The organism is Bacillus sp. EB600 (assembly GCF_024494385.1).
Lineage (GTDB): Bacteria > Bacillota > Bacilli > Bacillales > Cytobacillaceae > JAEVLT01.
This window is the reverse complement of sequence record NZ_JAEVLT010000004.1, coordinates 168,447-182,020: the sequence shown is the minus strand read 5'-3', so window position 1 is coordinate 182,020 and position 13,574 is coordinate 168,447. Positions and strand designations below refer to the sequence as shown.

Annotated in this window: 16 protein-coding genes; 11 read left to right on the top strand and 5 right to left on the bottom strand. The window is 39.1% G+C overall.

The features are described from left to right. Window positions 1–57 precede the first annotated feature (57 nt). Complete coding sequence (gndA, locus tag JN080_RS06760) at window positions 58–1,470, top strand: NADP-dependent phosphogluconate dehydrogenase (RefSeq protein ID WP_256235168.1); 1,413 nt, start codon at window positions 58–60, stop codon at window positions 1,468–1,470. A gap of 381 nt (window positions 1,471–1,851) precedes the next feature. On the opposite strand, the gene JN080_RS06755 is transcribed toward gndA, so the two are convergent. Further along, entirely contained in the window at window positions 1,852–2,058 is a 207-nt protein-coding gene (locus JN080_RS06755) for a helix-turn-helix domain-containing protein (protein WP_256235167.1), read from the bottom strand. Window positions 2,059–2,264: 206 nt separating this feature from the next. On the opposite strand from JN080_RS06755, the gene yugI reads away from it, so the two are divergent. Next, a complete protein-coding gene (yugI, locus tag JN080_RS06750; protein ID WP_256235166.1) occupies window positions 2,265–2,666 on the top strand; it encodes a S1 domain-containing post-transcriptional regulator GSP13 in 402 nt (133 codons plus the stop codon). Between the two features lie 352 nt (window positions 2,667–3,018). Here yugI and JN080_RS06745 read toward each other — a convergent pair whose 3' ends face one another. After that, complete coding sequence (locus JN080_RS06745; protein WP_256235165.1) at window positions 3,019–3,252, bottom strand: DUF378 domain-containing protein; 234 nt, start codon at window positions 3,250–3,252, stop codon at window positions 3,019–3,021. 176 nt (window positions 3,253–3,428) lie between these two features. Here JN080_RS06745 and JN080_RS06740 point away from each other — a divergent pair, with 176 nt between their 5' ends. From JN080_RS06740 to JN080_RS06730, 3 genes are all read left to right on the top strand, one after another. After that, window positions 3,429–4,592, top strand: coding sequence for an iron-containing alcohol dehydrogenase (locus JN080_RS06740; RefSeq protein ID WP_256235164.1), 1,164 nt, complete (start codon window positions 3,429–3,431; stop codon window positions 4,590–4,592). 153 nt (window positions 4,593–4,745) lie between these two features. Then, window positions 4,746–6,098: a glucose-6-phosphate isomerase gene (locus tag JN080_RS06735; RefSeq protein WP_256235163.1), complete on the top strand. Its 1,353-nt coding sequence runs from the start codon at window positions 4,746–4,748 to the stop codon at window positions 6,096–6,098. A 309-nt stretch (window positions 6,099–6,407) separates the two neighbouring features. Next, window positions 6,408–6,818 carry a YugN-like family protein gene (locus tag JN080_RS06730; protein ID WP_256235162.1) on the top strand — a complete coding sequence of 137 codons (411 nt, stop codon included), beginning with the start codon at window positions 6,408–6,410 and terminating at the stop codon, window positions 6,816–6,818. Window positions 6,819–6,855: 37 nt separating this feature from the next. Here JN080_RS06730 and JN080_RS06725 read toward each other — a convergent pair whose 3' ends face one another. Further along, complete coding sequence (locus JN080_RS06725; RefSeq protein WP_309144662.1) at window positions 6,856–7,848, bottom strand: potassium channel family protein; 993 nt, start codon at window positions 7,846–7,848, stop codon at window positions 6,856–6,858. A 209-nt stretch (window positions 7,849–8,057) separates the two neighbouring features. Here JN080_RS06725 and JN080_RS06720 point away from each other — a divergent pair, with 209 nt between their 5' ends. The 4 genes from JN080_RS06720 (at window position 8,058) to JN080_RS06705 (ending at window position 11,869) form a co-directional block, all read left to right on the top strand. Continuing rightward, window positions 8,058–8,219 (top strand): aspartyl-phosphate phosphatase Spo0E family protein, encoded by a 162-nt coding sequence (locus JN080_RS06720; protein WP_256235160.1) that lies wholly within the window; start codon window positions 8,058–8,060, stop codon window positions 8,217–8,219. Window positions 8,220–8,389: 170 nt separating this feature from the next. Next, window positions 8,390–10,063 (top strand): DUF6044 family protein, encoded by a 1,674-nt coding sequence (locus JN080_RS06715; RefSeq protein ID WP_256235159.1) that lies wholly within the window; start codon window positions 8,390–8,392, stop codon window positions 10,061–10,063. 20 nt (window positions 10,064–10,083) lie between these two features. After that, window positions 10,084–11,124, top strand: a complete 1,041-nt coding sequence (locus JN080_RS06710; RefSeq protein ID WP_256235158.1) for a glycosyltransferase family 2 protein — start codon at window positions 10,084–10,086, stop codon at window positions 11,122–11,124. A gap of 118 nt (window positions 11,125–11,242) precedes the next feature. Then, on the top strand, window positions 11,243–11,869 hold the full coding sequence (locus tag JN080_RS06705) for a LysE family transporter (protein WP_256235157.1): 627 nt from the start codon (window positions 11,243–11,245) through the stop codon (window positions 11,867–11,869). Between the two features lie 33 nt (window positions 11,870–11,902). On the opposite strand, the gene JN080_RS06700 is transcribed toward JN080_RS06705, so the two are convergent. Beyond that, entirely contained in the window at window positions 11,903–12,073 is a 171-nt protein-coding gene (locus JN080_RS06700; protein ID WP_256235156.1) for a hypothetical protein, read from the bottom strand. Window positions 12,074–12,302: 229 nt separating this feature from the next. Between JN080_RS06700 and JN080_RS06695 the strand changes: the two genes are divergently transcribed. Next, window positions 12,303–13,055: a TraR/DksA C4-type zinc finger protein gene (locus tag JN080_RS06695; RefSeq protein ID WP_256235155.1), complete on the top strand. Its 753-nt coding sequence runs from the start codon at window positions 12,303–12,305 to the stop codon at window positions 13,053–13,055. A 47-nt stretch (window positions 13,056–13,102) separates the two neighbouring features. On the opposite strand, the gene JN080_RS06690 is transcribed toward JN080_RS06695, so the two are convergent. Continuing rightward, on the bottom strand, window positions 13,103–13,315 hold the full coding sequence (locus JN080_RS06690; RefSeq protein ID WP_256235154.1) for a YozQ family protein: 213 nt from the start codon (window positions 13,313–13,315) through the stop codon (window positions 13,103–13,105). 95 nt (window positions 13,316–13,410) lie between these two features. Between JN080_RS06690 and JN080_RS06685 the strand changes: the two genes are divergently transcribed. Then, on the top strand, window positions 13,411–13,554 hold the full coding sequence (locus JN080_RS06685; RefSeq protein ID WP_256235153.1) for a hypothetical protein: 144 nt from the start codon (window positions 13,411–13,413) through the stop codon (window positions 13,552–13,554). Window positions 13,555–13,574 lie beyond the last annotated feature (20 nt).

Sequence of the window (13,574 nt, the reverse complement as noted above, 5' to 3'; positions counted from 1 at the left end):
AACTATAATAAAAAGGTTGAAAATTTATTTTATCGTTTTTTGAAGGGATGTTTTAGTTTGGAAAAACAAAATATCGGCGTAGTTGGCGTTGGTGTAATGGGAAGAAGCCTCGCCTTAAATTTTGAAAGTAAGGGTTTCACTGTTTCAATGTATGACCTTTCAGCTGAAAAAGTTAATCAAATAATTGAACATAATCAAGGAAAAAGACTATTTGGCACAGCAAATATTGAAGAATTTGTTCAATCATTGGAAAGCCCCCGAAAAATACTAGTAATGGTAAATGCAGGGGTTATTACCGATAAAGCGATTGAATCGCTTCTGCCTTATTTAGAGAAAGGAGATATCCTCATTGACGGCGGAAACAGTTTTTACAAGGATACAATCCGTAGGAACCAAGAGTTGGCTGAGAAAGGATTCCTTTTTATTGGTGCAGGAGTGTCCGGAGGAGAGGAAGGAGCTCTTAAGGGACCTGCGATCATGCCAAGCGGCCAAAAAGAGGCATATGAAGCTGTTGAGCCTTTATTAACTTCCATTTCAGCAAAAGTGAATGGTGATCCATGCTGTACATATATCGGGCCTAACGGTGCAGGACATTACGTTAAAATGGTACATAATGGAATTGAATATTCGGATATGCAATTGATATGTGAAACGTATCACTTAATGAAAGAATTTCTGGGGCTGTCAACAGACGAGCTTCATGAAGTATTTGCAGAATGGAACAAAGGTGAACTGGACAGCTATCTTATCGAGATTACTTCAGATATTTTTACGAAAAAAGATCCTGAAACAGGGAAGCCGATAGTTGATGTTATTTTAGATACTGCCGGACAAAAAGGAACAGGAAAGTGGACCAGCCAAAGTGCGCTTGATCTTGGTGTTCCGCTTTCGATTATTACGGAGTCTGTCTTTGCACGTTATATTTCCGCAATGAAGTCAGAGCGTGTAAGGGCAAGTAATATTTTACAGGGTCCTACTAAACAAGAATTTTCAGGCGATAAAAAAGATTTTATTGAACTCATTCGTAAATCGTTGTATCTAAGTAAAATCGTTTCGTATGCCCAAGGCTTTGCCCAACTGAAGGTTGCTTCTGTGGAGTATGATTGGGATTTAAGACCAGGTGAAATCGCCATGATCTTCCGTGGTGGATGTATCATTCGGGCACAGTTCCTACAAAATATTAAAGATGCTTATGACCGTAATCCGAATTTAGATAATCTTTTATTGGATGAATATTTCCGTTCAATTGTCGAAAATTATCAAGACGCTGCTAGGGAAGTCGTTACAATGGCTATTAAAGCTGGAATTCCGGTTCCAGGTCTATCCAGTGCCCTTGCTTATTATGATAGCTACAGGTCAGCAGTGCTCCCTGCGAATTTATTACAGGCCCAGAGAGATTATTTTGGTGCTCATACGTACCAAAGAGTTGACCGTGAAGGAACGTTCCATACGGATTGGCTTACCATATAGAGATTTCTTTAAAACAGGTGGTGTTTTCTCGCCTGTTTTTTTATGTTAACCTAAAAACTAGTTGTCCGGAAGTGGTATAATTCGTACATGTTTTCCGATCTGTTGAGTGCAGTGGAAGGCGCGCAGGAGTTCGGAGCAGGGGAGATCCCCGAAGGAGCGAAAGCGACGGGGAGGCTCCGCTGCACGCCCGCAGAAAGCAAAGCGCCTGGAACGGAAATCAACAGACAAGGTTCAGAGCGATATACAAAAAAGGGGTGCCCCTAAAAGTTATACTTTTGGGACACCCTCATCAAAAAGGGGGAATACTAGAAAGCCTTATAATCAAAGCTTTGACAGTATTCCCTCTTTTTATACCAAAAAAATTAAAACTTGATTTTCAGCTTAAGAACGGGATTCTGATAATAACTCGGATGTAGGAATATCTAAAACCGTTGATAACTTTAATAGTGTCTCATTACTTGGAATTTGTATGCCGGATTCATAATCCTCAATCCTTTTAGCTCCCATTCTCAATTTCTGAGCAAGTTCTTCTTGAGACAAGTTTCGTCTTTCTCGTACAGCTTTAATATTTTTGCCAAGTGAACTCATTTTTTTCCACCTCACTTTAGATATCTACACACTATCATTTTACCACTTTTTCTTCATTTCTTTACTTATTATTTCGAACATTTTGTTAATTTCTCTTTTTCCATTTCTTTTTTCACTATAGATCTTTGATAAATCGTGCCCACTGTGATATAATTTCTTATTGCATATATAAATGGATAAAAATAGTGAGATATAGGAGTGTTTACATGTCAGAAAATATTGAAGTAGGAAGTATTATAACAGGAAAGGTAACAGGAATTCAGCCATACGGTGCATTCGTTGCACTTGACGATAAAACACAAGGCCTCGTTCATATTTCTGAAATTACACACGGCTACGTCAAGGATATTAATGATCATTTAAAAGTCGGTGACGAAGTCAAGGTTAAGGTATTATCCATTGATGAAGCAGCCGGCAAAATTGGCCTTTCAATTCGCGCTACGGAAGAAGCACCAGCTCAAACAACTGTTAAACCAAAGAAGGCACGGAAACGCCAGGCAGCTACTATTTTGCCTGAAGCCGAAGAGCAGCAAGGATTTAATACATTAAAAGATAAGCTTCAAGAGTGGATTGATCAGTCACAAAAAGAAGATTTAATAAAAAAATAATTACCATTCAAGCCTAACCATACCATTTGGTTAGGCTTTTTTTTGGTTTAGGAAAAATTATAAAATATTAACTTTTTGATGACTTTGAATCAAGTTAATTTACGTCTAGCTCCGACGCACAGAAGTGCTAGTGCCGACGTTGCCGCCAGGACGGCGGCGCTCTTAGTCGGCCAGCGCCCAGCGTCTAGTGTACTTCGCCCACTTCCCTACGATAAGTCAAGCACAAATGCGCTAACGCTCTTCGTGTTTCCTTTATCTCAGTCAGTGTGCTCCAGTCCTGTCGTGCGTTAAACGGGCGCTTCCGCTTTTGTTTTTAAAAAAACCTTGCAGCCATTTTAGGCTGCAAGGTTCTTTATCTCGTTGGTCTGGCTTCGGGCTCTCGTTCCATTTGTTCATTTGGCTTGAAAAGAAGTCCAAGATTAATGAGACCGGCAATCCCTACTAGTCCATAAATTATTCTTGAGAGCGCGGTATTCTGTCCGCCAAAGATACTGGCAACAAGATCAAATTGGAAAAACCCAATTAGTCCCCAGTTAATAGCCCCAATAATAGTAAGTACCAGTGCAATACGTTGAATAGAACTCATATTCTTTCCTCCTTTAATCATATGTTCATTTTATAGAATGAAGCAGCCTTTAGAAAAATATACATGTATGAAAGGCTTTAGATTTATTTTTCTGAAATAGAAAAAATAAGCTGCAATCTTTGCAAATGACTGCAAAATAAATAATAATTATGAAAGAAAAGGGAGGCATTCTTACTATGCAGAATTTTACTTACTATAACCCTACAAAATTAATTTTTGGACAAGGGCAGCTTGAACAATTGAAAACGGAAGTTCCTCCATACGGAAAAAAGGTTTTGCTTGTCTATGGTGGCGGGAGCGTTAAACGTAGTGGTTTATACGATAACGTGGTCAACACGTTAAAGGAAATTGATTCAGAAGTGTTCGAGCTCTCAGGTGTTGAACCCAATCCTCGTTTGACAACAGCAAAGAAGGGGATTGAGATTTGTCATAAAGAAGGTATTGAATTTATACTAGCCGTTGGCGGCGGAAGTGTGATTGATTGTACGAAACTTATCGCAGCAGGGGCAAAATATGATGGCGATGCCTGGAATATAGTGACAAAGAAGGTTTTTGCTACTGAAGCTCTTCCATTTGGTGTAGTGCTCACCCTTGCGGCAACCGGCTCAGAAATGAACTCAGGTTCTGTTATTACCAATTGGGAAACAAATGAAAAATACGGATGGGGAAGCCCGGTTACCTACCCGAAATTCTCGATTTTAGATCCTGTTCATACATATACAGTTCCAAAAAAACAAACTGTTTATGGAATGGTTGATATGATGGTCCATACTTTAGAACATTACTTTCACCTTGAGGAAAATACTTTATTGCAGGATCGGATGTGTGAGGGGCTGCTGCTTACCGTTATTGAAACAGCTCCAAAGTTGATTAACGATCTTGAAAATTATGACTATCGAGCAACAATCTTATATAACGGAACGATGGCCTTAAATGGCATGATCTCAATGGGCTTCCAGGGTGATTGGGCGACACATAATCTCGAACATGCTGTTTCTGCTGTATATGACATTCCACATGGGGGCGGACTGGCAATTCTATATCCTAACTGGATGAAGCATAACATAAAGGTGAAGCCTGAACGTTTTAAACAGCTTGCTGTTAGGGTATTTGGCGTAAACCCAGAAGGAAAGAGTGCGGAAGAAGCTGGTCTTGAAGGAATCGAAAGACTGCGTGAATTCTGGAATAAGATCGGTGCACCTTCCCGTTTGGCAGATTACGACATCAATGACAGTCAGATTGATTTAATGGCGGACAAAGCGATGGTAAACGGGGAGTTTGGAGGCTTCAATAAGCTAAACAGAGAAGACTGCATTGCTATTTACAAAGCTTCGCTTTAAAAGAAAGCGGCAGCTTCCGTCTGGCTTTTTTTAAAGAAGGTCTCAGTAAAAATGTTGTTGGCAAAGGGTACGCCTACAAATGAGGCAGTTTCTTGAAAGTCAGAGCAGAATTGGTTAAAGTGATTAATGAATCTAAAGTGATGGAGGTTTTTCATGACACACGTTCGTTTTGATTATTCAAAAGCATTAACATTTTTTGGTGAGCATGAACTTACAAATATACGCGACCTTGTTAAGGTTGCACATCATTCTCTTCATGAAAAAACAGGAGCAGGCAGTGATTTCTTAGGCTGGATCGACCTTCCTGTCGATTATGATAAGGAAGAGTTTGCACGGGTCCAAAAAGCAGCAGATAAGATTAAAGCAGATTCAGATGTATTACTTGTCATTGGGATTGGCGGGTCCTATTTAGGGGCACGTGCCGCGGTTGAAATGCTTAATCACAGCTTCTATAATGCTCTTTCAAAGGAAAAACGGACCACGCCACAAATTATTTTTGTTGGTAATAACATTAGTTCTACTTACATAAAAGATGTCATCGATCTTCTAGATGGAAAAGATTTTTCGATCAACGTAATCTCCAAATCCGGAACAACAACAGAACCGGCAATCGCCTTCCGGATTTTCCGTAAACTACTTCAGGAAAAATATGGCCAAGAGGAAGCATGCAAACGGATTTATACCACAACCGATAAAGCACGGGGTGCATTAAAAACATTAGCCACCGAAAAAGGCTACGAATCTTTTGTTATTCCGGATGATGTCGGCGGTAGGTACTCTGTGTTAACACCAGTAGGTCTACTTCCGATCGCGGTCAGCGGGGCAAATATTGAAGAAATGATGGAAGGTGCTGCTTCAGCGCGTGAAGATTTCAGTCAGTCGGAAATAGAGGAAAATGCTGCTTATCAGTATGCTGCAATAAGAAATGTACTTTATAACAAAGGAAAAACAATTGAGATGCTCATCAATTATGAGCCTGGCCTTCAGTATTTCTCCGAATGGTGGAAGCAATTATTTGGCGAAAGTGAAGGGAAAGACCAAAAAGGGATTTATCCTTCGTCTGCTAATTTTTCAACTGATCTGCATTCAATGGGGCAATATGTTCAGGAAGGGCGCCGTGATTTATTTGAAACGATCATTAAGGTCGATCAACCTCGTCATGAGCTGAAAATTGCCAAAGAGGAAAATGATCTGGACGGCTTGAATTACCTTGCTGGTCAGACGATTGATTTTGTAAATAATAAAGCTTTTGAAGGAGCAATGCTTGCCCATACAGATGGCGATGTACCAAATTTAATTGTTCATATTCCTGCCCTTGATGAGTATACATTTGGTTATCTTGTTTACTTTTTTGAAAAAGCTTGTGCGATGAGCGGTTATCTATTGGGAGTTAACCCATTTGATCAGCCCGGGGTCGAGGCCTATAAGGTCAACATGTTTGCTTTATTAGGCAAGCCAGGCTATGAAGAGAAGAAAGCAGAACTTGAAAAACGTTTGAATAATTAATTCTTGTGGGAGTGCTGTGCGCAGCACTTCTATTTTTTTTTTCTTAGCAATGGTAAATCAAGTGCTCTTCGGGTATTTTTACTTTTTTTGCAATTGTGTGGATAAATAACCTGGTAAAGTTGATAAATCCTACTGAATTGTGGATTTATGACAACAACCTGTTAGTAACATTGTGAATTCTGTTGATAAGTTTAGCCAATAGTGGATAAATTCTGATAAATTTGTTTACAATGTTAATAATCTGTGGAAAACTAAAGTCTCATTTTATCCCCATGTCTTGGGAACGCTAATGAAAAAGGGGGTCTAATAATGATTGAATTACCGTCAAAATTGGAAGGCAGGCAATTTGATTTGTTTAAGCTTGAGCAAAAATTAAAGCCAATTGGTTATTCAATTGGCGGCGGATGGGATTATGATCACGGCGCCTTCGATTATAAAATAGACGATAATGAGGAAGGGTATCAATTCCTTAGGCTGCCATTTACATCAGTTGATGGGCAATTGGACAGCCCCAATTGCACAGTGCAATTAGGAAGACCTTTTTTGTTGTCCCACCAATTTCAGGGCGGGCTGGATGATATGGCAGGTTCGGGTAATTTTTCCGGGACATTTGATCAGTTTGCTGAGCCGGTTGAACCTGACGCCCGTTTTCCAGAAGAATATATTGACAATGGTAAACGGCATGTCGTAGAGTTAGAATCAGTTCTGTTAGCGGATTAAGCTAATTAAGCAAAAATTCTTAAGCAGCCTAAGACTGTCATTTAATGACCAAAAATTGATCTTTATCATCGATCTGAAAGGTGGGGGAGGGATTCAAGATAGTTTCTTCCCCTCTTTTAATTCCAATCAATAAATACTTCTGTTTATAAAATTCAACATGTGCAGTGGCAAAGCTTTTTCCTGAGAAGGTCTCCCTGGAAAGAGCCACAAGCCTGCTTTCCTGCAAGTGATATACAATGTCCGATAAAAGTCCATCATGGATAGAATGAAGGCTGTTTTCCATAAACATACTCGTCAATTTATTTGATTGGATGACTTCATCTGCACCCGCTCTTTTTGCATTTGTGACTTGCTCTGCTGTTAGAATTTCAATGATGCATTTTACTTGTGGACAAATGCCTTTGATCGTCAGCATTGTTAGGATACTGTTCATATCTGCTTGAAGCTCATCATTGCCGCGGTCTGCGGTGATAAGGACCTTGTCGGCCTGGCTAATATCACTTTTTAAAATCGTCTCATCCATGTGGGATTTCCCTTGAATAAAATGAACATACCTGGAAGCTACAGGGTTTGTTTCTAAGGTTTCATCAATTAAGACAATTGTTGGCGGAGGATTGGAGGCTGTCAGTTTACTGATAAGCTCACGAGACCTTTCGTTCCAGCCTATGATAATAATATGACCGTTGCCTTTAAAGGCTATTTTCCCCTCTGAAAGAGCGTTCTGCTTCGTAACAGCTGTTGTCGCAAGGGTAATAAAGTAGGATGAAACAAAGCCTGCCCCAAGTAAAATAAGCGTAACAGCAGTGATCCTGCCTAATAGCGATTGTGGGACATAATCGCCATAGCCAACTGTGGAAGCAGTAATAATCGACCACCAAATGCCATCAAAAATAGTTGGAAAAGTAGTAGGCTCTAATAAATGAATTAAAATTCCAAAGCTAAGAAACACAAATAGGGCAATAAATAAGATTCGAATTAAGAGCGGCATCCGTAAAAAAGTAATATAAAGTCGGTTTTGCAACAAAAACACCTCGATTAATCAATCATTCTTTCAATCATTATTTACGAAAAACATCCACCTCATAATCAAAATAAGCTGAATTCAGCGTAAATAGAAAATTTATTAAATGTTCACAAAATGTTATGAATTTTTGTACAAATGGTACTTGTGTTATAGCCGGACAGAGTTTATTGTAGGATTAATGAACTATTAAGAACATTTGAAAAGAGGATGGAGCAATGAACTTTCATTTGGAGGATCTGTTAAAGAATATCGAAAGAACAAGGTTGGAAATGGTTGCGTTAGCACATCAATATGGATATTCTAACCCAACAGTAGTTCAATGCAGTCAAAAGCTAGATCTCCTTTTAAATGCTTACAGTACGAAGCTTAGCCAATGACTTTCCTTAAATAAATTACCACAAATGCCTTCTTGTTTTCCAGAAGGCATTTTTTTACGTAGCGTCTTTAGGTTACAATCCTAATTTGGGTGCCTCCGCCTTTTTTGAATATTTTTCTATCTGGAAGGTAACCTTATAGATAAATTGATTGTGTTTTGAGGTGTCCAGCTTTGTTCATTGATTTTTTGAAAGAGCGAAGATTGCTAGCCTTCTCCTTGCTGATTCTTGGCATTTATCTAGCACCGCTATTTATCCTGCAGGAAAATGCTCATATTCGGGTTCATGATAATCTGGATTCAAACATTGCCTGGTACAAAGTTTTAGCAAGAAGCGGTGAGATGTTTGGACCGCTTCAAGGGGTTATTCCACAAATTATTAATGGACTGCCAAGAAACTCTCTTGGGACTGAGTACAGTGGGATTGTCTGGTTGTATGCACTCTTTCCAACCATGATCGCGTATGGGGTAAGCCAAGCAGTAACAAGGGTCTTTGCATTTTTAGGAATGTATTTATTATTAAAAAATCATTTGCTTAAAGGGGAACAGTGGCATTTTTATCAAGCTGTCACTGCACTCGCATTTTCATTAACTCCATTTTGGCCATCCGGAATGCTTAGCACACTTGGTATGCCGCTTGCACTTTGGGCATTTTTAAACATCCGAAAAGGGGAGAAAATAGGAAAAAGCTATTTGACTCTTACTCTTTTACCGCTTTACTCAAGCTTTGTTTTGGGATTCTTCTTTTTTTTAAGTGCAATGTGTTTTTTTTGGCTTTGTGATGTGCTAAGAGGAAAAGGCTGGAATTTCCGTTTCTTAACCGCTATTTTTTATATGACTCTTATCTTTATGTTTGTAGAGTATCGGCTTGTCTTTTCTTTTCTATATAAAGGGGAGCCAAACAGCAGGGATGAGTATTTTCATGCCCAATTGCCTTTTTGGAGAGCTGTGCGTTTAACCTTTAAAAACTACTTTTTAGGTCATACCCATGACCTGACCGTACATGGCTTGGTGATCTTGCCAGTCACCTTTATGGCCTTGTACTATGTGTATTCAAAAAGGCTTTGGAAGCAGGAAAAAATGTTTGTGGTTCTATTTATACTGAATTTTTTACTCTCACTTTGGTATGCTTTTTGGTTTTATAAAGGCTGGGTTCCGTTAACAAAGCGTTTTCATTTTTTGGATACATTTAATTTTGCCCGTTACCACTTTTTGAGTCCGCTTATCATTTATGCGGATTTTGCGCTTGCTTTAAAAATCCTTGCAATGCAGGGGAAAAGCTGGAGAGATACGGCTAAAGCGATGGTGGTTTTTCAGATTGCTATTCTTTGCATGTATAATGATGAAATTATTTACCATCAAAAACCAACAGTGAAAGAATTTTACGCGGAAGATTTGTTCACTGAGATCAAGCAGTACATTTCACTGCCGCAAAAAGAGTATCGGGTTGCGAGCATTGGAATCCACCCGGCTATTTCTCAATATAACGGCTTTTACACAATTGATACCTACAATAATTTTTACCCTTTAAGCTATAAGCATCAGTTTAGGCGGATTATTGAAAAAGAACTCGAAGTCAATCCAATTGTCCGTCACTATTTTGATCAATGGGGCGGGCGCTGCTATCTATTCACTGGCCAGCTAGGGAAGCATTATATGATCAAAAAAAACTCAAATCGGCATCTTCGGCAGCTTCAACTGAATACAAAACAATTTAAACAAATGGGCGGTCAGTTTCTTTTTTCAGCTTTGCCAATAGACAATGCAGCTGAAAATCAGCTTAGGCTGGTAAAAGTTTTTGTTCAAAAGCAATCTATTTGGAAAATATATCTATATAAGGTTTTGTAGCATCAGGAGGTTTTGTGCAAATGATAGAACCAATTCTAACGATTGTAATTCCTTGTTATAATGAGGAAGAAGTGTTACCAGAAACAATTACGGAATTACATAATTTAATGACTGACATGGTAAGTGCGGGGCAGATTTCCAACCGAAGTAAACTACTTTTTGTCGATGATGGCAGCAAGGATGAAACATGGGAAATCATTTATAAAGAAGGTCTAAGAAAGGAGTATGTCCGTGGTTTAAAGCTGTCACGTAATGTTGGGCATCAAAATGCATTATTGGCTGGTTTATTTACTGCCAAGGATTATTCCGATTGTGTTGTATCGATTGATGCCGATTTGCAGGATGATATCCAAGTCATTCCAGAGTTTATTCAAAAGTTTTGCGAGGGAAATGAGATTGTCTACGGGGTGCGTAAGCGTCGTGAAACAGATACCTTTTTTAAACGGACTACAGCCCACGGCTTTTATAAGGTAATGAGACAGCTTGGCGTTGATCTTATCCACAATCATGCTGACTTTAGGCTTATGAGCAAGCGTGCCATCCTGGAACTGGAACGTTTTAAGGAAGCAAATTTGTTCTTAAGAGGAATTGTGCCGCTGATTGGCTTCAATTCAGCGCAGGTATATTACGATCGCAGAGTAAGAAAAGCAGGTCAATCAAAATATCCATTGAAAAAAATGCTTGCTTTTGCCTTTGATGGAATTACCTCCTTTTCGGTTACCCCGATACGGGCAGTGCTCTTGGTTGGCCTTGCTTCATTTTTTGCAAGTCTTTTGTTTGGGGTGTATTTTTTAACTTTAAAATATTCTGGTGAAACTCAAACAGGCTGGACCTCTTTGATTATTTCAATCTGGCTGATTGGCGGTCTGCAATTGATTGCCATAGGCTTAATTGGGGAATACATCGGTAAAATCTATAAAGAATCAAAGCAGCGGCCAAAGTATACAATTGATATTGATACATCTAGCTTGGCTATGCCTCCCCATTTAAGAAAAAACATATCCCATGGGGATGAATTGTTCAAACTTAATGAGCTTCGAGAGGCATCTGAAACAAACTAATCACCTACGAACAAGAGCTTTCAATAACTTTTGAAGGCTCTTTCATCTTTTTGTAGTACAAACTCCCCTTTGTGAATAAAAATTTGTAGACAGGCTTTTTATGGCGGGGGGAAACTATATGAACGTATTTTTAAGCTATATTTTATTGGGATTGTCGTTAGCAGCTCCAATCGGGCCTATAAATGCTGCCCAAATTGACAGAGGAATTCGAAATGGATTTTTGCATGCGTGGTTTGTCGGTGTTGGGGCAGTACTTGCCGATGCCATCTATATGTTAGTTGTATACATAGGTGTTGTCCAGTTTCTTGATACCCCTTTTATGAAAACTTTTCTCTGGTCATTTGGCAGTTTTGTTCTGCTTTATACGGGTGTAGAAAGCCTGATTAATGCCGGAAAACTAAGCTTAGAACCCAATCGCAACAAAGAGCCCTTAGTAAGATCATTATTATCGGGTTTTTTTATGTCAATTTCCAATCCGTTAACAATACTTTTCTGGTTGGGGATTTATGGATCGATTTTAGCGAAAACAGCGGCTGCCTATGAAAGCAGTCAGCTAGTCCTTTATAGCAGTGCTATTTTTATCGGTTTATTGCTTTGGGATTTTACGATGGCCGGAATCTCAAGCAGCTTTAAAAAGTATTTAACCCCAAGCTTGCTTATCTTTATCTCATTTCTTTCAGGGCTTTCTTTGATTGGTTTTGGCATTTATTTTGGAATTCAGGCCATACATGCAATATTTGGATAAAGGAGAAAGCTGGATGGAGCCAGCTTTCTTCAATTATTTGAGTTTACTGTTTCTTCCTGTAGCCCCGATTGCTTTGTCGGTAATTTCCTGGTTATTATACTCTTGATCGTTTATTCCTGGCGGCTGCTTTCGATCAGATCCAAGATATTCCCCTTGATGCTTAAGCTGTACTTTATTAAATTCATCGAAATTTTCATTTACCATAGGATCTCCTCTTTTCTTCAAAATAAAGAACTACATTTTTAAGATACACTCTGCGACCCAACTTATACCGATCTGTCGAAGCTCCAATTAGGATTTTGATGGAATTGACGATTTCTTACATAAACGATCGTGAAAAACATGAAAATAGAAAGGTACAAGATAAAAAACAAACATGCTGCCATTCACATAAAACCAATTTGTAAAGCCTTTTTGAAGGGAGTAATGACGGATGCTGTCGACGCAGAAACTAGCTGAGCTCCGCTTACAGCTGCTTAAGGATAAACAGGAGTTAGAGGAACATTTTAAACAAAATGATCATTTTGGGTTAGACCGAGGTCATTATCATGAATCAATGGGGGAATTATCGAGTTATGATAATCATCCAGCCGATGAGGGAACAGATCTTTATGAACGGGAAAAGGATATTGCATTGGATGAGCATTACGAGCTTGAGTTAGGAAACATTGATCAGGCCTTAACAGCAATGGAAAATGGAACGTACGGCAAATGTAAAACTTGTGGAAAAGAGATTTCTTTGGAGAGGTTAGAGGCTTTGCCTAATACGATTTACTGTAAGGAACATAGTCCAGACCAAATTACCTCCCATGAACGTCCGTTAGAGGAAGGTGTGTTGATGCCTCCGTTTGGAAAGTTTGATATGGATGAACAACATGAAACTGTGGCGTTTGATGCAGAGGACTCCTGGCAAACCGTTGCCCAATGGGGAACATCTGATACGCCATCCGATTTAGCCTTTCCGCAGGATGATTACCAGGATATCTATTCAGAGGCGGATGAGAATATTAGCTATGTCGAGGATTATGAGAACTTCGTTGGAAACGATTTGTATGGGAAAAATATAACGGTTTATCCGAATCCGCAGCATGAACATTATGAAGATGCACTCGATGAAGAGGGGATTATGACCAGCTTTGGCGACTTACCTGCCTATGAACACGATCCATACGTAGACCATGATTAAAAGAGAAGCGCAAGCGCCCTACACGGGCGTTTACGCTTCTCTATCTATTACTTCTGAGTGTCGCCCTTTTTACCGATGGGAATGTCTTTACCGTTTTCATTATCGATTACAGCACCAATTTCGCCTTCCATGTAGGTATCACTAAACTGTTCATGTGTTTTGGCGAGTCCAGATGATAATTCATCCTTTTTTTGATAATCGCTTGGTTCATAAACTCTACCTGCAAGATTCTGGCTGTCCTTTGGAACCTTTTGATCCATTTGGAAACACTCCTTCTTTCGTTAGATTTTTACAAACGTATTTTTACCAATTGACAAGGGATTACTCATTTCAATAAATAAAGGGGCATGAGAATATGAATAAAAAAAGAGAATTTCCTTCAAGAGATGAATTAAACGAGGCTTTTCATTTGCTTCAAGACCAAATAACCAAAATTACCGTGGAAGAGGAGCAAGAGATGGTAAACTATGAGTTGAATGGGAAAAATATGCGGGATTAAGGTAGAATGAATAGAAAACA

Excerpts from the sequence above, each read along its gene's own strand:
- JN080_RS06755 (WP_256235167.1), bottom strand. The coding sequence starts at position 2,058 with ATGAGTTCACTTGGCAAAAATATTAAAGCTGTACGAGAAAGACGAAAC.
- yugI (WP_256235166.1), top strand. The coding sequence starts at position 2,265 with ATGTCAGAAAATATTGAAGTAGGAAGTATTATAACAGGAAAGGTAACA.
- JN080_RS06745 (WP_256235165.1), bottom strand. The coding sequence starts at position 3,252 with ATGAGTTCTATTCAACGTATTGCACTGGTACTTACTATTATTGGGGCT.
- JN080_RS06740 (WP_256235164.1), top strand. The coding sequence starts at position 3,429 with ATGCAGAATTTTACTTACTATAACCCTACAAAATTAATTTTTGGACAA.
- JN080_RS06735 (WP_256235163.1), top strand. The coding sequence starts at position 4,746 with ATGACACACGTTCGTTTTGATTATTCAAAAGCATTAACATTTTTTGGT.
- JN080_RS06730 (WP_256235162.1), top strand. The coding sequence starts at position 6,408 with ATGATTGAATTACCGTCAAAATTGGAAGGCAGGCAATTTGATTTGTTT.
- JN080_RS06720 (WP_256235160.1), top strand. The coding sequence starts at position 8,058 with ATGAACTTTCATTTGGAGGATCTGTTAAAGAATATCGAAAGAACAAGG.
- JN080_RS06710 (WP_256235158.1), top strand. The coding sequence starts at position 10,084 with ATGATAGAACCAATTCTAACGATTGTAATTCCTTGTTATAATGAGGAA.
- JN080_RS06705 (WP_256235157.1), top strand. The coding sequence starts at position 11,243 with ATGAACGTATTTTTAAGCTATATTTTATTGGGATTGTCGTTAGCAGCT.
- JN080_RS06700 (WP_256235156.1), bottom strand. The coding sequence starts at position 12,073 with ATGGTAAATGAAAATTTCGATGAATTTAATAAAGTACAGCTTAAGCAT.
- JN080_RS06695 (WP_256235155.1), top strand. The coding sequence starts at position 12,303 with ATGCTGTCGACGCAGAAACTAGCTGAGCTCCGCTTACAGCTGCTTAAG.
- JN080_RS06690 (WP_256235154.1), bottom strand. The coding sequence starts at position 13,315 with ATGGATCAAAAGGTTCCAAAGGACAGCCAGAATCTTGCAGGTAGAGTT.
- JN080_RS06685 (WP_256235153.1), top strand. The coding sequence starts at position 13,411 with ATGAATAAAAAAAGAGAATTTCCTTCAAGAGATGAATTAAACGAGGCT.